The sequence below is a fragment of the Comamonas composti DSM 21721 genome (genome assembly GCF_000429845.1).
Lineage (GTDB): Bacteria > Pseudomonadota > Gammaproteobacteria > Burkholderiales > Burkholderiaceae_C > Comamonas > Comamonas composti.
Window position 1 is genome coordinate 75,572 of sequence record NZ_AUCQ01000003.1, and the last position, 20,066, is coordinate 95,637.

17 protein-coding genes are annotated in these 20,066 nt (G+C 66.2%); 8 read left to right on the forward strand and 9 right to left on the reverse strand.

The window, feature by feature from the left end:
* The first annotated feature begins 29 nt into the window (after positions 1 to 29).
* On the forward strand, positions 30 to 608 hold the full coding sequence (locus G486_RS0103660; RefSeq protein WP_027014309.1) for an RBBP9/YdeN family alpha/beta hydrolase: 579 nt from the start codon (positions 30 to 32) through the stop codon (positions 606 to 608).
* Complete coding sequence (locus tag G486_RS0103665) at positions 602 to 1,534, forward strand: ParB/RepB/Spo0J family partition protein (RefSeq protein WP_027014310.1); 933 nt, start codon at positions 602 to 604, stop codon at positions 1,532 to 1,534. Before G486_RS0103660 ends, G486_RS0103665 begins: the two co-directional genes overlap by 7 nt.
* 102 nt (positions 1,535 to 1,636) lie before the next feature.
* On the opposite strand, the gene G486_RS0103670 is transcribed toward G486_RS0103665, so the two are convergent.
* From G486_RS0103670 to G486_RS0103685, 4 genes are read right to left on the reverse strand one after another with little or no spacing between them, the layout of a single operon-like run.
* A complete protein-coding gene (locus G486_RS0103670; RefSeq protein WP_027014311.1) occupies positions 1,637 to 2,701 on the reverse strand; it encodes a homocysteine S-methyltransferase family protein in 1,065 nt (354 codons plus the stop codon).
* A 58-nt stretch (positions 2,702 to 2,759) separates the two neighbouring features.
* Positions 2,760 to 4,229 (reverse strand): efflux transporter outer membrane subunit, encoded by a 1,470-nt coding sequence (locus G486_RS21465; protein ID WP_051303095.1) that lies wholly within the window; start codon positions 4,227 to 4,229, stop codon positions 2,760 to 2,762.
* Positions 4,222 to 7,401, reverse strand: a complete 3,180-nt coding sequence (locus G486_RS0103680) for an efflux RND transporter permease subunit (protein ID WP_027014312.1) — start codon at positions 7,399 to 7,401, stop codon at positions 4,222 to 4,224. The genes G486_RS21465 and G486_RS0103680 overlap by 8 nt, the downstream gene beginning before the upstream one ends.
* Positions 7,402 to 7,415: 14 nt before the next feature.
* On the reverse strand, positions 7,416 to 8,642 hold the full coding sequence (locus G486_RS0103685) for an efflux RND transporter periplasmic adaptor subunit (RefSeq protein ID WP_027014313.1): 1,227 nt from the start codon (positions 8,640 to 8,642) through the stop codon (positions 7,416 to 7,418).
* A 109-nt stretch (positions 8,643 to 8,751) separates the two neighbouring features.
* Here G486_RS0103685 and soxR point away from each other — a divergent pair, with 109 nt between their 5' ends.
* On the forward strand, positions 8,752 to 9,219 hold the full coding sequence (gene soxR / locus G486_RS0103690) for a redox-sensitive transcriptional activator SoxR (RefSeq protein ID WP_027014314.1): 468 nt from the start codon (positions 8,752 to 8,754) through the stop codon (positions 9,217 to 9,219).
* Between the two features lie 15 nt (positions 9,220 to 9,234).
* On the opposite strand, the gene G486_RS21470 is transcribed toward soxR, so the two are convergent.
* Entirely contained in the window at positions 9,235 to 9,798 is a 564-nt protein-coding gene (locus tag G486_RS21470; RefSeq protein ID WP_051303097.1) for a MarR family winged helix-turn-helix transcriptional regulator, read from the reverse strand.
* Positions 9,799 to 9,886: 88 nt separating this feature from the next.
* Between G486_RS21470 and G486_RS0103700 the strand changes: the two genes are divergently transcribed.
* Positions 9,887 to 10,891 carry a Bug family tripartite tricarboxylate transporter substrate binding protein gene (locus G486_RS0103700; protein WP_027014315.1) on the forward strand — a complete coding sequence of 335 codons (1,005 nt, stop codon included), beginning with the start codon at positions 9,887 to 9,889 and terminating at the stop codon, positions 10,889 to 10,891.
* Positions 10,892 to 10,981: 90 nt separating this feature from the next.
* Positions 10,982 to 12,361, forward strand: a complete 1,380-nt coding sequence (locus tag G486_RS0103705) for a sulfatase family protein (RefSeq protein WP_051303099.1) — start codon at positions 10,982 to 10,984, stop codon at positions 12,359 to 12,361.
* A gap of 30 nt (positions 12,362 to 12,391) precedes the next feature.
* On the opposite strand, the gene alkB is transcribed toward G486_RS0103705, so the two are convergent.
* A complete protein-coding gene (gene alkB / locus G486_RS0103710) occupies positions 12,392 to 13,051 on the reverse strand; it encodes a DNA oxidative demethylase AlkB (protein WP_027014317.1) in 660 nt (219 codons plus the stop codon).
* Positions 13,052 to 13,089: 38 nt separating this feature from the next.
* Positions 13,090 to 13,986 (reverse strand): LysR family transcriptional regulator, encoded by an 897-nt coding sequence (locus G486_RS0103715; RefSeq protein ID WP_027014318.1) that lies wholly within the window; start codon positions 13,984 to 13,986, stop codon positions 13,090 to 13,092.
* Positions 13,987 to 14,091: 105 nt separating this feature from the next.
* On the opposite strand from G486_RS0103715, the gene G486_RS0103720 reads away from it, so the two are divergent.
* From G486_RS0103720 to G486_RS0103730, 3 genes are all read left to right on the forward strand, one after another.
* The gene (locus G486_RS0103720; RefSeq protein ID WP_027014319.1) at positions 14,092 to 15,054 is read left to right on the forward strand and encodes a Bug family tripartite tricarboxylate transporter substrate binding protein; all 963 of its coding nucleotides are present in this window, start codon (positions 14,092 to 14,094) and stop codon (positions 15,052 to 15,054) included.
* A 4-nt stretch (positions 15,055 to 15,058) separates the two neighbouring features.
* The gene (locus tag G486_RS0103725; protein WP_027014320.1) at positions 15,059 to 16,312 is read left to right on the forward strand and encodes a CaiB/BaiF CoA transferase family protein; all 1,254 of its coding nucleotides are present in this window, start codon (positions 15,059 to 15,061) and stop codon (positions 16,310 to 16,312) included.
* A gap of 204 nt (positions 16,313 to 16,516) precedes the next feature.
* Positions 16,517 to 17,647 carry a porin gene (locus tag G486_RS0103730; protein WP_027014321.1) on the forward strand — a complete coding sequence of 377 codons (1,131 nt, stop codon included), beginning with the start codon at positions 16,517 to 16,519 and terminating at the stop codon, positions 17,645 to 17,647.
* A gap of 53 nt (positions 17,648 to 17,700) precedes the next feature.
* On the opposite strand, the gene hutG is transcribed toward G486_RS0103730, so the two are convergent.
* Both hutG and G486_RS0103740 read right to left on the reverse strand, forming a co-directional pair.
* Complete coding sequence (gene hutG, locus G486_RS21475; RefSeq protein WP_051303101.1) at positions 17,701 to 18,567, reverse strand: N-formylglutamate deformylase; 867 nt, start codon at positions 18,565 to 18,567, stop codon at positions 17,701 to 17,703.
* A gap of 21 nt (positions 18,568 to 18,588) precedes the next feature.
* Positions 18,589 to 20,019 (reverse strand): formimidoylglutamate deiminase, encoded by a 1,431-nt coding sequence (locus G486_RS0103740; protein ID WP_051303145.1) that lies wholly within the window; start codon positions 20,017 to 20,019, stop codon positions 18,589 to 18,591.
* Positions 20,020 to 20,066 lie beyond the last annotated feature (47 nt).

Sequence of the window (20,066 nt, forward strand, 5' to 3'; positions counted from 1 at the left end):
CAGCCCATGTGTGGCAAGCGCTGGCAGCTATGAATCTTGATGCTTTTCGGGCCGAGGATGTGTGGTTGCTGCCCGGCTGGCAGAAGTCCGGCTTCGATGCCTGGATGGGCCGCTGGCAGCAGCGCCATGGCTACCAGCTGCTGGAGCAGAACGACTGGCAGCGCCCGCTGCGCGGCGACTGGAGTGCGCGGCTGCAGGAGACGGTGGTGGATGCCCCGCGTCCTGTACTGCTGGTGGCCCACGGGCTGGCCTGCGCCCTGGTCGCATGGTGGGCTGCGCATTCGCCGCTGGCCGCCAGCAGGCTGCGCGGGGCCTTGCTGGTCGAGCCAGTGGATCTCGACCAGCCTGGGCTGCGTGCCCGGCTGCCGGGCTGGAGCCCGCTGATGCTGCAGCGCCTGCCGTTTGCCAGCACCCTCGTGGCTGGCCCGGGCGAAGAGGCGAGCAGCCTGGAGAGAAGCCGCGCCATGGCCCAGGCCTGGGGTGCGTGCCGGGTTCAGGATCTGGGTCTGCAGGCCATGAGCAAGGCCGCAGAGCCACAGGATTCGCAGGATTGGGACAGCGGCCATGCGCTGCTGAAACCCTTTGAGCAAGGATGGAAACCATGGTGACTAAGAAACCCAAGGGCCTGGGACGCGGGCTGGAAGCCCTGCTGGGCCCCAAGGTCAGCGACAAGGCCGAGGTCCGGCCAGCCGAGGCTGATGGCCTGCCCCATGCGCTGGCCCTGGACGAGATGGTGGCCGGCCAGTACCAGCCGCGCACGCGCATGGATGAGGGCGCGCTCTACGAGCTGGCCGAAAGCATCAAGGCCCAGGGCATCATGCAGCCCATTCTGGTGCGCAAGCTGGCCAGCGGGAGCAATGCAGGCAAGTACGAAATCATTGCGGGCGAGCGCCGTTTCCGTGCAGCCCGTCTGGCGGGCCTGGATCAGGTGCCGGTACTGGTTCGCGATGTGCCCGACGAGGCCGCTGCGGCCATGGCCTTGATAGAGAACATCCAGCGCGAGGACCTCAATCCGCTGGAAGAGGCCCAGGGCCTGTCACGCCTGGTCAAGGAGTTCGGTCTCACGCATGAGCAGGCAGCCCAGGCCGTGGGCCGCTCGCGCAGTGCGGCCACGAACATGCTGCGCCTGCTCAATCTGGCCGAGCCCGTGCAGACCATGCTCATGGCCGGCGACATCGACATGGGTCACGCGCGTGCCTTGCTGGCCCTGGACCGGGCCACGCAGATCACGGCGGGCAATCAGATCGCGGCCAAGAAGATGTCGGTGCGCGAGGCCGAGGCCCTGGTCAAGAAGGTGGGGGCGGAGTTCAGCCTGGTGCGCCAAAAGGCCAAGAAGGACGGCAAGTCGCGCGATCTCAAGCGTGTCGAGGAAGAGCTGTCCGACCTGCTCATGGCCGATGTGGAGGTGCGCATCAAAAAGAGCGTGCGCCGGGGCGGCAAGCTCCAGGAAATGGGCGAGCTGGCAATCCAGTTCGGCTCGCTGGACGAGCTCAACGGCTTGATAGAAAAGCTGTCACCCGCGGGCTCGCGCTGAGGCCGCATCTTGCGGCGGCCTGGGGCGCGTCGCTGGCCCTTCTGGAAGCCCTCGATCACGGTGCGGAAAGGGCAGGGCGCGTCGCCCTTTGGGCGCACGTTCTCAGGCCTCGGCCGTATAGAACAGCTTGCGCGTGGGCGTGGCCTGCACGGCGCGTGCAATGGCGCCTATGTGGTCGGGCGTGGTGCCGCAGCAGCCGCCCACGATGTTGACCAGGCCTTCGGCCGCGAACTCGTGCACCAGGCGGCTCGTGACCTCGGGCGTCTCGTCAAAGCCGGTGTCGCTCATGGGGTTGGGCAGGCCGGCGTTCGGGTAGCAGCTGATGAAGGTATCGGGCGCGGCCTTGTTGAGCTCCTGCACATAGGGGCGCATCAGCGCTGCGCCCAGCGCGCAGTTCAGTCCTATGGACAGGGGATTCGCATGGCGCACGCTGTGCCAGAAGGCCGTCACGGTCTGGCCCGACAGAATGCGGCCCGAGGCATCGGTGACCGTGCCACTGATCAGAATCGGCAAGATCTCGCCAGTCTGCTCAAAGGCCTCATCCACGGCAAACAGCGCGGCCTTGGCGTTCAAGGTGTCGAAGATCGTCTCCACCAGGATCACGTCGGCGCCACCTTCCATGAGGGCCAGCGTCTGCTCCAGATAGGCGGCGCGCAGCTGCTCGAAGCTCACGTTGCGCGCACCGGGGTCGTTCACATCGGGGCTGATGGAGGCCGTCTTGGGCGTGGGGCCCAGGGCGCCGGCCACATAGCGCGGGTGCCCGGGCGTGCTGTACTTGTCGCAGGCCGCGCGTGCAAGCCGGGCGCTCTTGAGGTTCATCTCATAGGCCAGATCGGCCATGTGGTAGTCATCCTGGGCAATCGTGGTCGCGCCAAAGGTATTCGTCTCTATGAGATCGGCACCGGCGGCCAGGTATTTCTCGTGGATGTCGCGGATCACATCGGGCCTGGTGATCGACAGCAACTCGTTGTTGCCCTTCACATCGCGGGGAAAGTCCGCAAAGCGCTGGCCTGCGCCATCCGGGCCGCCATAGCCCTCGCCCCGGTACTGGGCCTCGCCCAGCTTGAAACGCTGGATCATGGTGCCCATGGCGCCGTCCAGAATGACCAGGCGCTTGGCAAGAGTGGCAGGGAGTTCTTTGGCTCGGGTGTAGTGGGGCAGGCTCATGGGCTGCGATTGTAGAAAGTCTGGCCGGTCTTCGCCGGCCTGGGTGAACCTTCGCAGGCTACTTGCTGCTGGCCACCGCTGCCGCCGTCGATACCTGCTGCGGCTGCCACCCTCCCGCCAGTGCCTGGTACAGGCCCACGGCCGCACGCAGGCCACGCGTGCGGCTGTCGGCGGCTGCATCCTGGGCCGCATACAGGTCGCGCTGGGCATCCAGCAACTCATACAAACCGATGGTGCCGGCCTGGTAGCGGCGCTGGGCCAGTTGCTCGGCCAGTTCGCGCTGCGCCGCAGCCTGGGCCAGATGCTGGTCTTCCTCACGCGTGCGCTGCAGGCGCACCAGGGCGTTTTCCGTGTCTTCCAGCGCCAGCAGAACGGTCTGCTGGTAGCCGGCCAGCGCGGCCGCGCCACCGGCCTCGCTGGCAGCAATGCGGGCCCGCACCCGGCCCACATCCAGAAACGACCAGTCCACACCCAGGAACACACGGCTGGTGGCGCTGGCGCCTTCGAACAGGCTGCCACTGCCCAGGGCCGTGCTGCCCAGCAGCCCGCCCAGGGACAGGCGCGGGAACAAATCGGCCGTGGCCACGCCTATGCGCGCCGTGGCCGCATGCAGCCTGGCTTCGGCTGCGGCCACATCGGGGCGGCGGCGCAGCAGATCGGCCGGTGTGCCGGCATCGATCACGGCCGGCAGCGCGGGCAAGGGAGCCGCCATATCCAGCTGTGCCACCAGGGCACCGGGCTGCTGGCCCGTGAGCACGGCCAAGCGGTGCTGGGCCACGGCGATCTGGGCCTGCAGCGCGGGAATGCGCGCGCGTGTGGCCTCCAGCAGGGCCTGTGTCCGCGCCAGATCGAGATGGGTGTCACGCCCCAGCGCCAGCCGCAGCTGCACCAGTTGCAGGGTCTGCTCCTGGCTGTCCGCATTCGCATGGGCCAGTGCCAGCCTTTGCTGCCAGCCACGCAGATCCGCATAGCTGGCCGTGACCTGGGCGGCAATCGCCAGCTGCAGTGCTGCCAGGTCTGCCGCTTCGGCTTGCAGATCGGCACCATGGGCCTCGATATTGCGGCGCACGCGGCCAAAGACATCGATCTCCCAACTGGCCTGCAAGCCTGCGCTGTAGCTGCGCTGGCTGCGCGGCCCACTGGCCCCAGAAGGCCCGACCTCGCTTTCGCTGCGCTTTTGCTGCGTCCCCGCCGCCGATGCGGTCAGCGTGGGGATCTGGTCAAAACGTGCCTGGCGCAGCAAGGCCTGGGCGCCATCCAGCCGGGCCATGGCCTGGCGCAGATCCTGGTTGGCCTGCAAGGCCTGCTCCACCAGCCGCGTCAGTTCAGCATCGTGAAACTGGCGCCAGAAAGCCGGGTCTGCAACGGCATGGCGAAGCTCTGGCTGCGACGCATCGCGCACAAAATGCGCACCGGTCTCCGGCAATGCCGGAGCCTGGAAATCCGGGCCCACGGCGCAGCCCGCGATCAGGCTGGCACAGGCCATGCTCACGGCATGGCGGGAAAGAAGTCGACGTATCTCAGCCATGCTGGACCTCCGAAACAACAGCGGGCACAGCTGCCTTGTGGACCACGAGTGGACGGCCCGACAGCTTGCGCAGCGCCACATAAAACACCGGCGTGAGGAACAGGCCGAACAAGGTCACACCCAACATGCCGGAGAACACCGTCACGCCCGTGGCGGCTCGCACCTCGCTGCCAGCGCCGCTGCCCATCAGCAGCGGCACGGCGCCGGCAATAAAGGCGATGGAGGTCATGACAATGGGACGCAGCCGCAGGCGGCAGGCATGCAAGGCGGCGGTGACCATGTCCGTGCCCTGCATCTCCAGCTCGCGGGCAAATTCCACGATCAAGATCGCGTTCTTGCAGGCCAGGCCCATCAGCACCACCAGGCCCACCTGGACGAAGACGTTGTTGTCCCCCCCGGCCAGCCAGACGCCGAACAGCGCCGCGCAGATACACACCGGCACGATGAGGATCACGGCCAGCGGCAGCGTCCAGCTCTCGTACAGCGCAGCCAGCACCAGAAACACCAGCATCACGGCGATCACAAAGACCACAGCCGCGGCATTGCTCTGCTCCACCTGCTGGTAGCTCAGATCGGTCCAGGCCAGCTCGATGCCGCGCGGCAGCGTGCGGTCGGCAATCTCCTGCAGCCGGGTCAGCACCTCGGCCGAGGACAGCAGACGCGGATCGGAGTCACCGATCAAGTCGGCGGCCGCAAAGCCGTTGTAGCGCAGCACGGGGTCGGGGCCAAAGCTGGGCTCCACGGTGACCATGGAGCCGATGGCCACCATCTCGCCCCTGGCATTGCGCGTGCGCAGCTGGGCAATGTCTTCCACGGTCTGGCGGTAGTCGGCATCGGCCTGCAGCATCACGCGCCAGACGCGGCCGAAGGCATTGAAGTCATTGACATAGACCGAGCCCAGATAGGCCTGCAGCGTCTGGAACAGATCGGTCAAGGCCACGCCCTGGGCCTTGGCCTTGGTGCGGTCCACCTTGACTTCCAGCTGCGGGATATTGGACTGGTAGCTGCTGACCGGGTAAGTCATGCCCGGCGTCTTGGCCACCTCGGCCTGGAAGGCCGAGAGTGCCTGCTGCAGGGCGGCATAGCCCAGGCCGGCCTTGTCCTGCAGGAACAGCGAATAGCCCGAACCATTGCCCAGGCCCTGTATGGGCGGCGGCATCAGCGCATAGGCAAAGCCACCCTCGATCTGCGCAAACTTGGCCGAGAGCTCGGCATTGATGTCCTGGGCGCTGCGCGTGCGCTCGCCAAAGGGCTTGAGCATGATGTAGGAGCTGGTGAGGTTGGACGTGGTCGTGGCCTGCAGGGCATTGAAGCCCGCGAATGCCGCGATCTTGTCCACGCCCTCGACACTCTTGGCGGCCTCCACCATCTGGCGCGTGACCGCATCGGTGCGGGCCAGCGAAGCACCCTCGGGCAGCTTGGCGCCGCCGAAGAGATAGAGCTTGTCCTGCAGCGGAATAAAGCCCCCGGGCACGGCCTGGAACAGCAGCGCCGTGCCGGCCAGCAGGCCTGCATAGACCACAAACACCAGGCCGCGCCGGCGCAGCGAACGGCCTACCGTGGTCTGGTAGCCCTGGGCACTGCGGTCAAAAAAGCGGTTGAAGGGGCGGAAGAACCAGCCCAGGGCCTTGTCCAGGCCACGCGCCAGCGCATCGCGGGGGGCACCATGGGGCTGCAGCAGCTTGGCGGCCAGGGCCGGCGACAGCGTCAGCGAGTTGATGGTGGAGATCACGGTGGAGATCGCAATCGTCACCGCGAACTGCTTGTAGAACTGCCCGGTGACACCGCTCAGGAACGCCATGGGCACAAAGACCGCGCACAGCACCAGGCCGATGGCAATGATGGGGCCCGATACCTCGCGCATGGCCAGGTGGGCGGCCTCGCGCGGGGTGTGGCCGGCGGCGATGAAGCGCTCCACGTTCTCCACCACCACGATGGCGTCGTCCACCACAATGCCTATGGCCAGCACCATGCCGAACAGCGTGAGGGTGTTGATGGAGTAATCCAGCAGATACAGCCCCGCAAAGGTGCCGATGATGGACACCGGCACGGCCAGCAGCGGAATGATGGAGGCGCGCCAGGTCTGCAGAAAGACGATGACCACCAGCACCACCAGAATCACGGCCTCGATCAGCGTGGTCTGCACGGCCTTGATGGAGTCGCGCACAAACACCGTGGGGTCCCAGACCGACTCGAAGACCACGCCCTCGGGCAGGTCGGCCGAGAAGCGCTCCATGGCTGCATACACCTGCTCGGCCACGGCCAGGGCATTGGCACCGGGCGAGAGGTAAATGCCCAGGGCCACCATGTTTTTGTCATCGCTCCAGGAGCGCAGCGTGTAGTCGCTGGCGCCCAGCTCCACACGCGCCACATCGGCCAGGCGCACCACCTGGCCGTCGGCACCGCTTTTGAGCACGATGTCGCCAAACTCCTCGGGCGTCTTCAAACGGCCGCGCACATGGATGGACTGCAGCTTGTCCGCCCCCTGGGGATTGGGCTCGGCCCCCAGTTGGCCGGCCGAGACCTGGATGTTCTGCTCGCGAATGGCGGCAATCACCTCGGAAGCAGAAAGCTGGCGTGCCGCCACCTTGTGCGGGTCCAGCCAGACGCGCATGGCGTAGTCGCCCGCGCCATACACGCCCACATCGCCAATGCCGGGAATGCGGGCCAGCTGGTCTTTGACCTTGAGCGTCACATAGTTGCGCAGGTACAGGGCGTCGTGCTTGCCGTCCTTGGAGGTCAGGCCCACAAACATCAGCGGTGTGGACGACTGCTTTTGCGTGGTCACACCGTACTGGCGCACTTCCTCGGGCAAGCGGCTTTGCGCCTGGCTCACACGGTTTTGCACGCGCACGGCGGCGGTGTCCGGGTCCACGCCGGGGCGGAAGGTGGCCACCACCTGCAAGCTGCCATCGGCTGCGGCCACGGACTTCATGTACATCAGCCCTTCCACGCCGTTGATGGCCTCTTCCAGCGGCACGGCCACCGACTCGGCCACATCCTTGGGATTGGCGCCGGGGTAGGTGGCGCGCACCACCACACTGGGTGGAACGACCTCGGGATACTCACCCACGGGCAGTTGCGGAATCGCCACCAGGCCCACGGAGAACAAGATGATGGACAGCACGATCGCAAAGATCGGCCGGTCTATGAAAAATTTGGAGAAATCCATCGCTTTGCTCCGCTTCACTGGGCCTGTGCCTGAACCTGGGCTGCTGCCGAGGGCTCAGACTGGCCTTGTGGGGCCGCAGGCGCCACGGCCTTGGGGCTGACCGCCATGCCGGGGTAGTAAATACGTTGCAGGCCGCCCACCACCAGTTGCTCGCCCGCGTTCAGGCCTTGCTCCACCACGCGCTTGCCGTCCACCATGCGGCCCAGCTTCAGCTCGCGCCGCTGGGCCACATGGCCCTTGCCCTCCACCGCCTCGACCACATAGGCGTATTGGCGGCTCTGGTCGGTGAGCACGGCCTTGTCGTCAATCAGCAGCAGCTCCTCCTGGCCTGCACTGCCCTGCAGCTGCACGCGCGCAAAAAGACCCGGTGTCAGCCGGCGCTCGGGATTGGCCAGGCGGGCACGCAGGCGCATGCTGCCGGTGTCGGCGTTGAGCTGGTTGTCGGTGAAGTCCAGCACGCCCTCATGCGCAAAGCCGTCCTCTCCGGCCAGGCCCACGCGCACGGCACGCACCGCATCACGCTTGCGGCTTTCGTGGCTTAGCTTTTGATAGCGCAGATAGCTGTGCTCATCGACATCGAAGTACACATAGACCGGGTCTTGCGAGACCAGGCTGGTCAGCAGGCTCTGGTCGGCCTGGGCCATATTGCCTGCAGTCAATAAAGCCCGGCCCGCACGCCCGGCGACCGGGGCACGGACCTCGGTGAACTCCAGATTCAACCGCGCCGTCTCCAAAGCCGCCTCGGCCGTGCGCACTTGGGCCGCTGCCTGGGCCAGCTCGGCCGCGCGGGTCTCGGCCTCTTCGCGCGAGATGGCATGGCCGGCCACCAGCGAGCGTGCGCGCTCGTCCTGGTTGCGTGCCAGGCCGGCGGCCGCACGGGCGCGTTCCAGCTGTGCCTGTGCGCTGGCCAGGGCCGCGCGATAGGGGCGCTGGTCGATGACGAACAGCAGCTGGCCCTTGCCCACTTCCTGGCCTTCGCTGAAGGCCACGCGTTCGATATAGCCCGAGACGCGCGGGCGCAGCTGCACGGCCTGCACCGCTTCTACACGGCCGTTGAAGGCATCCCACACACGTGTGTGGCTGGCGGTGACCTGGGCCACCAAGACCTCGGGCGCGGCTGGCGCAGCAGCGGCCGCATGGGCCTGCTCCACTCCCTGACGTCCACATCCTGCCAATAGCGCTGCAGCGGCCAGCGCCGCTGCCAGCATGGTGTGCCTGAGCGGCACGTGCAAAACCCTCATCTCAAACTCCTCGAAGAAATCCTTGGCCACCGCAGCACTGCGGCAAACACCTGCGCGAATTCTTCAAGTTCAAGTAAACTTTAAGTCAAACCAGCAAAGGAATACCGCTATGAAAATTGAGGATGATCCTTTGATCGCCATTGGCGAAGTCGCCCAGCGCAGCGGCGTCAAGGCTTCGGCCCTGCGTTTTTACGAGTCACTGGGCTTGATCGAGGCCGTGCGCAGCAGCAGCGGCCACCGGCGCTACCACCGCTCTTGTTTGCGGCGCATTGCCTTCATTGTGTTTGCCCAGCGCGTGGGCTTTACGCTGGAGGAAATTGCCGGGCAGCTGTCCAGCCTGCCCAACCGCCATGTGCCCACGGGCGGGGACTGGCAGAAGATGTCGCGCCTGTGGCAAAAACGGCTGGATGAGCGCATTGCCGAGCTGCAGCGCCTGCGCCACGGCCTCAACCAGTGCATAGGCTGCGGCTGCCTGTCGATGAAGACCTGCATGTTCGCCAACCCCGGCGACCTCTGCGCCCAGAACGGGCCGGGCCCCAGGCGCTGGCTGGGCGATGAGATGCCTGTGGCGCAGTGAGCGCGGCCTGGGGACTCAGGCGCCGCCCTCGCTGTGCGGCATGCCCTTGAGCCGTCCATCTCTGAGCGGCATGCGGCCGCGGCGGCGCTCGGCCTTGGGAAAGTCGCCTTGCTGCTGCATGGCCCGGCCTCGTTCGCGTATGCGTGCGAACAGCTGGGACAGCAGCTCCAGCTCGGCATCGCTGACATCGCCCAGCAGTTCCTGGTTGATGCGCTGTATCTGCGGGAACAGGGCCGCATGCAAGGCCCGGCCTTCTGCGGTCAGGCTCAGCAAGGCCTGGCGCCGGTCGCCTGCAATGCCCTGTTTTTGCACCAGGCCCTTGGCACGCAGCGCGGAGATGGTGCGCGAGGTGCGCGTGCGGTCCAACTGCGCCAGATCGGCGAGCTGCGAGGGCTGCATGGCCCCCTTGTCGGCCAGCAGGGCCAGCATCAGCCATTCGCGCCGCGTGATGCCGAAGCCGCCTTCGCACAGGCGCACGACCATGCTGCCCGTGGATCGCACGAGGCGGGCCAACTGGTAGAGGAACAAGTCGTTGAGCTCGCATGGCTGGCGCCACGGATGGCTACGGCTCTGGGGCATGGCTCTGGGTTTTCTCTAGGGATGATGGATTAGATCCATTATCAGGACTGTGCTTACAGTCGCTGCCACAACCATCATGGGAGGCAGCATGAAGAAAAGAATCCTGGGCAGACTGCTCGCTGCCGCCGGGCTTGCGGCCGGTCTGCTCGGCACGGGTCTGGCCCAGACGCAGGCACCCAGTGCTGCGCCGCTGTTTCCCGGCAAGACGGCCTTGCGCATCGTGGTCGGCTACCCGCCCGGCGGCGCCACGGACCGCGTGGCCCGCATCGTGGCTGACAAGCTGCAGGCCAGGATGGGCAGCCCCGTCATCGTGGAGAACAAGCCCGGCGCCGGCGGCCGTCTGTCGGCGCAGTTCGTGAAGCATGCCGCTGCGGGCCAGCCCACGCTGCTGATGGCCAATCCCGCTGTCATGGTGGTCGCGCCGCTGGTGTTTCCGGATTCGGGCTACGACCCCGACAAGGACTTTGCGCCCGTGAGCGAGGTCAACCGCTACGAGTTCGGCCTGGCCGTCTCCGACGCCGTGCCCGTCAGGCAGTTGTCGCATTTGTTCGCCTGGCTCAAGGCCAACCCGGAGCAGGCGAACTTCGGTGTGCCGGCCACGGGCAGCCTGCCGCACTTTTTTGCGCTGATGCTGGGCGAGGCGGCCAGGGTTCCGGTCCAGGTCGTGGGCTACAAGGGCTCGGGGCAGTTGCTCACCGACCTCATGGGGGGCCAGGTGCCTCTTGCCGTGGACACCCTGGACACGCAGCTTGCGCAGCACGAGGCCGGCAAGCTGCGCGTGCTGGCCGTCTCGGGCGGGCAGCGCAGCCCCATGGCGCCCGATATTCCCACGCTCAGGGAACTGGGCGTGAACCTGGTCGGCACCGGCTGGAACACCTTGTTTGCGCCGCAAAGCATGGCACCTGCGACCGTGCAGCGCCTGGCCGAGCTGGTGCAGGAAGTCATGCAGGACCCGGATACGCAGCAGAAGTTCATCGCCTCCAGGCTTCAGCCCGTGGTCAGCAGCGCCGAGGACACGGCGCGCACGCTCAAGGCCTACCGCGCGCAGTGGGCGCCGGTGATTCAGCGCTCGGGCTTCAAGGTCAGCCCCTGAGGCCGCATCCGGCACAGTGCTGCATCGATTTCAATAGCTGCAAGCGCTTGACCCTATTGGTTTATGCAAAGAAAACACATTAAAACCTATATGCAGCAAGCGCTATCAGCTCCTGTTTCTGCATATTCTGCGGATTCCTCCAGGAGCTCTGAGCGCCCGAATCTGATCTTCATCCTGGCCGACGACCTCGGCTATGCGGACCTGGGCTGCACCGGCGCGCGCGATGCGCACAACAACGCCTGCGATGTCTCGCCCCGGCTGGATGCCCTGGCCGCCCAGGGCATGCGCTTCACGCGCGGCTATTCGAATTCGGCCGTGTGCTCGCCCACGCGCTTTGCGCTGGCCACGGGCCGCTGGCAATACCGGCTGCGCGGCGCGGCCGAGGAGCCGATTGCCAGCGCCCATGGAGACAAGGTGCTGGGCCTGCCGCCCGAGCATCCCACCGTGGCCTCGCTGCTGCGCGATGCGGGCTATGCCACGGCCCTGGTCGGCAAATGGCATCTGGGCTATCCGCCCCATTTCGGTCCGCGACAGTCCGGCTACCAGGAGTTCTACGGCTTTCATGCGGGCGGCGCCGACTACTTTGCCCACTGCGACCCGCGCGGGCGGCCCGACTTCTGGATCAACGAAGAGCCGCACGCGGAAGACGGCTACCTGACCGATCTGCTGAGTCGCCGCGCCGTGGACTTCGTCAGGAGCCAGTCGGCGCAGCGGCCGTTCTTCCTGTCGCTGCACTACAGCGCGCCGCACTGGCCCTGGCTCACGCGCCAAGACCGTGCCGAATCCGAACGCCTCAAGGGCATGGGCAAGCATGTGGACGGCGGCTCCATCGACACCTACCAGCGCATGATCCACCACATGGACGAAGGCATCGGCTGGCTGCTCGACGCGCTGGAGGAGCAAGGCATGAGCCAGAACACGCTCCTCGTCTTCACCAGCGACAACGGTGGCGAGCGCTTCTCCAACAACTGGCCCTTCGTGGGCCAGAAGATGGACCTGCTCGAAGGCGGCATACGCGTGCCCCTGCTCGCGCGCTGGCCCGCGCGCATGGCCGCCGGCACGGTCTGCGACACGCCCAATCTCACCATGGACTGGGCTGCCAGCTTTCTGGCGGCCGCAGGCGTCCAGGCCCATGCCGACTATCCGCTGGACGGCATCAGCCTGCTGCCCCTGATGCAGGACCCGGCCTGGAGCCCTGAACGCGACCTGGCCTGGCGCATGAAGCACCGCGAGCAAAAAGCGCTGGTGCGCGGCGACTGGAAATACCTGCAGATCGAAGGCATCGAATACCTGTTCAACCTCGCCGCCGATCCGCGCGAGCGCGCCAACCTGCGCGAGCGCGAACCGAAGAAACTGGCCGAGCTGCGCAGCGCCTGGCAGCAATGGAATGCGGGTCTGCCACCGATTCCAGATGCCGCCCGGGTCTCCCTGGTGTTCAGCAAGACCGACCTGCCCCAGGCCAGCTACTGAGCCTGCGGGGCGGGGCTTTGGGCCACGGCTTCAGGCGCGCGGATAGCGGGCTCTGGCCATGCGGAAAGTCAGATTCCAGCGCTCGGCGCCCAGCAGATGATGCTGTCCGCTTTTCAGCGCATTCACGCCGTGATGGACCAGGCGCGTGGCCCCGCCCCAGACCAGTACATCGCCATGCTGCAAGAGCAGGCGGCGCACCGCATCCTGACGGCGCAGCCCGCCCCATAGAAAAGTGCAGGGCAGGCCCAGCGAAACCGAGACGATGGGCGCGCCCCGGTCCGCCTCGTCCTCGTCGCGGTGCAAGCCCATTTTTGCGCCCACCGCATAGCGGTTGATCAGGCAGGCATCGGGCGCAAAGCCTGCATAGCCTGCGGTCTCGGCCGCCAGCACGGCCTGGGCGCGCAAAAAATCCGGCATGACCGGCCAAGGCTGGCCCGACAGCGGATCGGTCCGGCGATAGCCATAACCGGCCGCACTTGCGACCCAGCCCCAGTCCCCGCAATTGCTCATGGCCACCGACATGGCCCCGCGCGGCGTCTGCATGCAGCGAAATGGCGCCTGCGCCACCGCGGCCTGCACGGCCGCCACCCACCATTGCTCCTGACCGGCAGCAAAGCCGCGCAACAGCATGGCGCCATCGTCCAGAGGCTCGGGTGGCTGGGGGGCGGGGTCGAACAGGGGGAGGGTCATGGACGGGCAAGTACCGTGATCGTATGGTCGATGCGGGATCAGTGCTCCCCCAAGCTCTCCTTCAAGGCTTCAATGGCCCGTGCTGCGGCGGGGCTGAGATAGCCGCCGTTGCGCCTGACGATGCCCAGTCGGCGCGAGGATTGCCAGCCGCCTTCTGGCTTGACGGTGGTCAGCTGCTCCTTGAACTGGCCCTCTCTCAAAACCGAATGCGGCACAAGCATCAGCGCACCCAAGGCATGCATGAGCATGACTTCGCGCTGTGACGAGCGCGAGGTGAGCACGGGTTGCGGCACCTCCAATCCATGCGCCTGGAAGTTGGCTTCGAACTCCGTGCGCGTTGAGGTGCCGCGTGCCATGGCGATCCAACGGGCCTGGGCCAGGTGCTCCCAGGCGGCCTCGCCTCCTGTCTTCACCAGGGGATGGTTGGCCGGAGCGATCGGAACCATGGGGTCGTCGATCAAGGCCTCCCAGCTCAGAGCGCGCTCCGGCGCGCGGCGCAGGCCGATCAAGGCAAACTCCAGCTCTCCTGCCGCAACGGCGCGTGTCAGTGAGTCTGTCATGCCTCCAGACAAGTCGAGGCTGACGCCGCGCTCTGTCAGGCTCAGCGTCATGGCGCGCACCCACCGGTGGGGAACTCCGTCTCCGATGCCGCAGCGCAGCACCCCGGTACGGGTCTGGCGCAGATCGCGCAGTTCCGCGTAGAGGTCGCTTGCGTCCAGGTCAATGCGCTGGGCGCGTTTCAAAAAGGCATGGCCAAACTCGGTAGGGCGCATGCCACGCGGCAGCCGCTCAAAGAGCCTGACCTTGGTCACGCGCTCCAGCCTCGTCACGGCCTTGCTGAGGGTTGCCGGCGTCATGCCGAGGCGGGCGGATGCTCCGGTGAGCCCTCCTTCCTGAGCGATCACCAGGGCCAAGTGCAGGTCATCAAGATTCATGGTTTTCCAAAGTGGAAAAGGTCGCCATGAAATGTAGCTTGCTGTAGCGGGGGCGGCAACCTATCGTCCCTGCATCCAAAAAACATTCAGGAGACGGTCGTTACCATGAAGCGCAGAGCCATTTTGTTCGGGGTCTTGCTTGCCTGCGGGGCAAGCGCCGCCTGGGCGCAAGCGTCCTACCCATCACGCCCGATTACCCTGGTCGTGCCGTTTGCTGCTGGCAGCGGCACCGACATCGGCGCAAGGGTTCTGGCCAAGGACATGGGCGATATCCTGAAGATCCCGGTCATTGTCGAGAACAAGCCCGGAGCGAATGGCGCCCTGGGCTCTGCCGCCGTCGCCCGCGCCAGGCCGGATGGCTACACGCTGCTGGTCGGCTCGGCCACCACCAATGCGGTGAACTTCTCGTTTTTTCCAGGCAAGCTCGGTTATGAGCCCCGCTCGTTCGAGGTTGTCGCAGGGATTGGCACCAGCCCAGTTTCCATGTACATCGCCACCGATGCCAAATGGCGCAACCTGCCCGAGCTGCTCGCCTATGGCAAGGCGCATCCCGGCCAGCTCAGGTGCGGCAGCGGAAATGCCGTGACCCAGGTCGGCTGCGAAATCTTCTACAAGATGACGGGCATCGACGCCACCACCATCCCCTACAAATCCAACCCCCAGTCTTTGGCGGACCTCGCTGGCGGGCATATCGATTTTGCGTTTTCGGATGCTTCGGTGGCCAAGACCTTCATGGACGCCAAGAAGATTGGCCCGGTCGCCGTTGCCGCCTCCAAGCGCTATCCCGCGACACCGGAAGTTCCAAGCCTTCTGGAGCAAGGCATTGCGGGCTTCGAAATCACGGCCTGGACGGCCGTGTTTGCGCCGGCCGGCACGCCTGCGCCTGTGATCGAGAGATTGCATGCCGCCATTCTCAAATCCTCGCATTCGCGGGAGGCGGTGCAGTTGCGCGCCAGCAGCGGTACGCAGCCGCTGGAGCTCGGCCTTGAGGAAAGCCGCCACTTCGTGCAAGAGGAAATCAGGCGCTGGGCGGCCTACGTGAAGAGCAGTGGCGTCAAACCGGAGTAATGCAATGCAACAGGCACAAGCGCCCCTCGCAGGTCTGCGCGTCATCGACTGGACGCATGTACTGGCCGGACCATTCGCCGGCTACCAATTAAGTCTTCTGGGGGCCGAAGTCATTCGCATAGAGCGAGCCGATGGAGATGACATGATCCGCGTCAAAGGCGCGGATCCCGAACTGGCCGCCCTGGGGCTCGGAGAAGCCTTTGTGGCACAGGGAGCAGGCAAGCTCTCGCTGGCCCTCGATGCCCGCGATCCTCGCGCCAAACAGGCGCTGGCCGCACTGATCGGCAGTGCCGATGTCCTGCTGGAGAACTTCCGGCCGGGCAAGCTCGCGGCCCTGGGGTTTGATCCCCGGGAGCTGATCGAGCGCCATCCCCGGCTGGTCGTCTGCTCCATCACGGGCTTCGGGCCTGCATCCGACCGACGCGCATACGACCATGTCATGCAGGCGGCAAGTGGCCTGATGGCCGCCAATGCCGGCGATGATGGCGTGCCGCGGCGCGTGGGCTTTCCGCTGATCGACTATTCGGTCGGCCAGCAGGCCGCCCTGGCCGTGATGAGCGCCCTGTACCGCCGCGAGCGCCAGACAGCGCAGACCCGTGCCAAAGGCGAATGGCTGCAGGTCTCGATGATGGGCGCCGCCCTGACGCTGCTGGCTCCGACCTATGCTGCACCGCTGATCAGCGGGATCGAGGTGCCGCGCAGCGCCTCAACGGCCTTCTCGGGCAATCCGTTGTCCGGCACGTTTGCGACGGCACAAGGCCAGTTGGCCGTTGTCTGCAACTCGCTGGAGCAATCGCAGGCCTTGCTTGCGGCACTGCAAGCAGCAGCGGGGGAAGCCGCGCCTGTGCTGGAGCTGCGCGAGGCTGCCGAGCTCGGCGATGTACCGCGCACGCACCAATTGCTGGCGGCAATGCTGAGCCGGCGCACGGCCGCCGATTGGGAAGCGCTGCTGATCCGCCATGGCGTTCCCGCAACGGCTGTCATGCTTCCCGCACAGGCGGCAGCCGAGGCCGCCAAGGACTGGCCCCATGTCGAACTAGAGCACCCCGGAAAGTCGAAGCGCGTATGCGTGCCGGGGATAGGCTTTACATCCAGCGAGCTGTTGACGCCGCGACTGCGTGCGCCCGTACGCCGTGGAGCGGACACGCGTGCGCTGCTTGCCCGGGCCGGCATGGCGCAGACCGTCATCGAGGCGATGTTTGCTGACGGCGTGGCCAGCGAACCAGAGCGCTTGACCGGCCCCGGCCGCGCCGCATAACGGCTCCGCGCGGCGCAGGCTGCACAGCCGCCATTGCAAGGGCTCCTGGACGTCTTCGAGAGCCGCTTTCAACGCATCACAGCAATCCCCAGGAGCCACGGTGGGGCAGGGACTGTCGTTCCTGCGGCCAAGCCATCGCCGGCGTCATGGCTTGGCGGATTGCCCGGACCTTCTACCAACAACTGAAAAAAGAGAGACAACACAATGACCGATTCATTCGTGAAAACAGCCATGGCAGCCATGTTGCTGGGCACAACTGCATCCATGGCTGCGGCGCAAGGCAGCGTACAGCTCTATGGCCTCGTGGATGCGGCCGTACGCGTAACCGGCAACCATGGAAAGACCCAGATGGTCGGCGGTGGCATGTCCCAGAGCCGCTGGGGCATCAACGTCACAGAGGACCTGGGCGCAGGGCTGTCGGCCATCGCGAATTTCGAAAATCGCTTTCTGACGGATACCGGCAACACGGCTGCCGTGAACTATTTCCAGCAGGCCTGGATAGGCATGCGCAGCGAGGATTGGGGCCAGCTCACGATGGGCCGCCAATTCAATGTGCTGCTGGAGGTCGCGGCATCGACCTATGCGTCTTTTCCATCCGGCCCTTTCATGGAGGTCTACAAGCCCGAGATCGGCGTTGCCATGGGCACGCGCACCAACAACATGCTCAAGTACGCAGCACATCGGGGCCCCTGGCGCGCGGGGCTGCAATACTCCTTCGACGAAGGAAACACCGTTGCCAGAAAAGGAAGCGAGGTTGAGCTGACGGGCGGCCTGGCCATGAAGACGGCCGGTGGCTATCTGCGCTATGCGGCCGGCTCAGGCCTGGCCATCGGCGGCGCCTACATGAACACCAAGATGCCCGCAGGCACGCAGTTCGACGCCTACACGCTGGGAGGCTCTTATCGCTCGGGCCCCTGGTATTTCAGCACCGGCTATGGGATGAACAAGCGCCAGAACCGCTTGGCGGCGGAAGATGCCCGCCTGATCAACGCCTACTGGGGCTCCGAAGTCAACGGCGGCTTCCAGCCGGGCGATGCTGACAAGCGTCAGCTGCTCCAGCTGGGCATGGGCTACCAGGTCACACCGCAGCTGAATATGGGAGTGCATTACTACCACGTCAAACAGAGCGGGTCGTCCTCAGGCGCTTTCAACAACCAGGCCAACTTCATCGTGGCGGTTGCCGACTATGCGTTCAGCAAGCGCACGGATGCCTATGTGGGCGTTGACTACACCCGCATCAGCGGTGGTGCGGGCTCATATATCGAAAAGACGGCAACTGGTGACCTGGTGCGCAACCGTGCCGGCCTCACCATAGGCCTGCGCCATCGATTCTGAACCGCAGTCACCCAAGGTCCGCGAAGATGATGTGCGAGGGCGGGCGTGCGGAATCACCGAGCCGCGCCGCGCGTGAGGCCAGATGCCAATCCATGCCCGCCCGCTTGGCCAAACTCCAGCACCGTCTCTAACAAGCGCTTCAGCGTGGGCTGTATCTGCGCTGCGCGTTCGGGCAGGTAGTCGAAGGGCAGGGCTTCCTGCATATAGCTGCACTGGGTCAGTTCCAGCTGCACTGCGTGCACGCCTTGCTCGGGCTGGCCGTAGTGGCGCGTGATGTAGCCGCCCTTGAATCTGCCGTTGAGCACGCTGCTGTGGTTCGGGGCCTGGCCTGCGATTTCCAGAAGGCGCTGGGCCAGGGCCGGGTCGCAGCTTTTGCCGTCGGCCGTGCCCAGGTTGAAGTCGGGCAGCCTGCCTTCAAAGAAGCGCGGCAGTACCGAGCGTATGGAGTGGGCATCCCACAGCACGGCCCGGCCGTATTCGGCCTTGAGGCGCGCGAGCTCGGAGCCCAGCCTGTCGTGATAGGGCTGCCAGTAGGCCTGGCGGCGTCTGGCGATCTCGGCATCGCTGGGCGTGTGGCCGTTGTCGGCATACAGGGGCTGCTCATCGAACATGTCCACGGGGCACAGCCCGGTCACGTTCTGGCCCGGGTAGAGGCTGGCTCCATCGGGCGGACGGTTGAGGTCCACCACATAGCGCGAATGCGTGGCCATGAGGATGGAGGCCCCCATGTCGCGTGCAAACGCGTAAAGCCGCTCCAGGTGCCAGTCGGTGTCCGGCACCTGGAGCGCGCCTGCGGTCAGGCGCTCGGCAATCGCCGGCGGCAGATGCGTGCCCACGTGGGGCATGGAGATCAGCAGCGGAGCACTTCCCTGGTGGAACAGATAGCTGGGGCAGGCGTGGTTCCCGTTGGCTTGGTGCATGGCAAGGAGTTTGGACAGGGGTCAGGAAAATTCGGCAATCTTCGCACGCGCGGCGACAAAGTCGCGGGCCGCCACGTCGTGCAGTGCATGGCGACCTGCCTGCACGCGCAGCACCCCGTCCACCCAGAGGCTGTGCACGGCGCTGGTGCGCTGGCTGGCGAACACATGGGCCGATACCAGGGCCTGTACGGGCAGGCCGTTCAGGGCCGGGTGTTCAGTATCCAGGCTCAGAAAATCGGCTTGCTGACCTGGCGCAAGACCTGCGCAGGAACGGCCTGCGGCCTGGGCCCCGCCCTGCACGGCGGCCAGCCACAGGGCGGTGCCGACCTGGGGCTGGGCGGTCGTGGCCAGCACGTTGCGCTGGCGCAGGAACAGGCGCTGGCTGTATTCGAGCATCAGCAGCTCCTCGGCCGCGTTCACGCAGGCATGGCTGTCCGAGCCCAGGCCCCAGGCGCCGCCATGGGCCAGCCATTGGCGCATGTCGAAGATGCCGTCGCCGAGGTTGGCTTCGGTCGTGGGGCAGATGCCGGCCACGGCGCCGCTGTGGGCTGCGCCCGCGTATTCGCGTGCGTCCATGTGCGTGGCGTGGACCAGGCACCAGCGCCGGTCCACGGGCAGGTGGTCCAGCAGCCATTGCACGGGGCGCTGGCCGTAAAAGGCCAGGCAGTCCTCGACTTCCTGGGTCTGCTCGGCGATGTGGATGTGGATGGGCGCGCCGGGGGCCAGGGCCGTGAGGCCTTGCACGGCCTCGGCAAGACTGTCGGCGGGCACGGCACGCAGCGAGTGCGGGGCCAGGCCCAGAACGGCCTGCTGCGCTTGGCAGGCGGGCGCCAGGCGCTCCAATAGCGATAGCATGCTGGCCGTGCTGCGGATGAAGCGTGCCTGGTCGGAGCGTGGCGGCCTGGGGCCGAAGCCGCTGCTCTGGTAGAGCACGGGCAGCAGCGTCATGGCCAGGCCCGTGCGCCGGGCAGCGCGCAGCAGGGCCAGGGACAGCTCGGCATCGTCGGCATAGGCGCGGCCGCTGCGGTCATGGTGTACGTAGTGGAATTCGCAGACCGAGCCGTAGCCGGCCTCGAGCATTTCCACATACAGCCAGGTCGCAATAGCCTCCAGCGATTCGGGTGTGATGCGAGCCGCAAAGCGGTACATGAGGTCGCGCCAGCTCCAGAAGCTGTCCTGGTCCTGGCCGCGAAACTCGGTCAGGCCCGCAAACGCGCGCTGGAACGCATGGGAGTGCAGATTGGGCATGGCCGGCAGCAGGGGGCCGGGCGCGTGCGCCACGCCCTGGGGCGGCTCGGCCCCGGCTTGCACGGCGTGCAGGCGCCCGCTTTCATCCCAGCGCAGCAGCACATTGCGCGCCCAGCCCGAGGGCAGCAGCGCATGCCCGGCAAACAAGGCGCCGGCGCTGCGCGTGCTGCAGGGCGTGGCGTGTTCATGGTGGTGCGGGTTCATGCGGGTCATGGACGGGGGTGTGGGCTGGGTCATGGGCTTGCATGGCG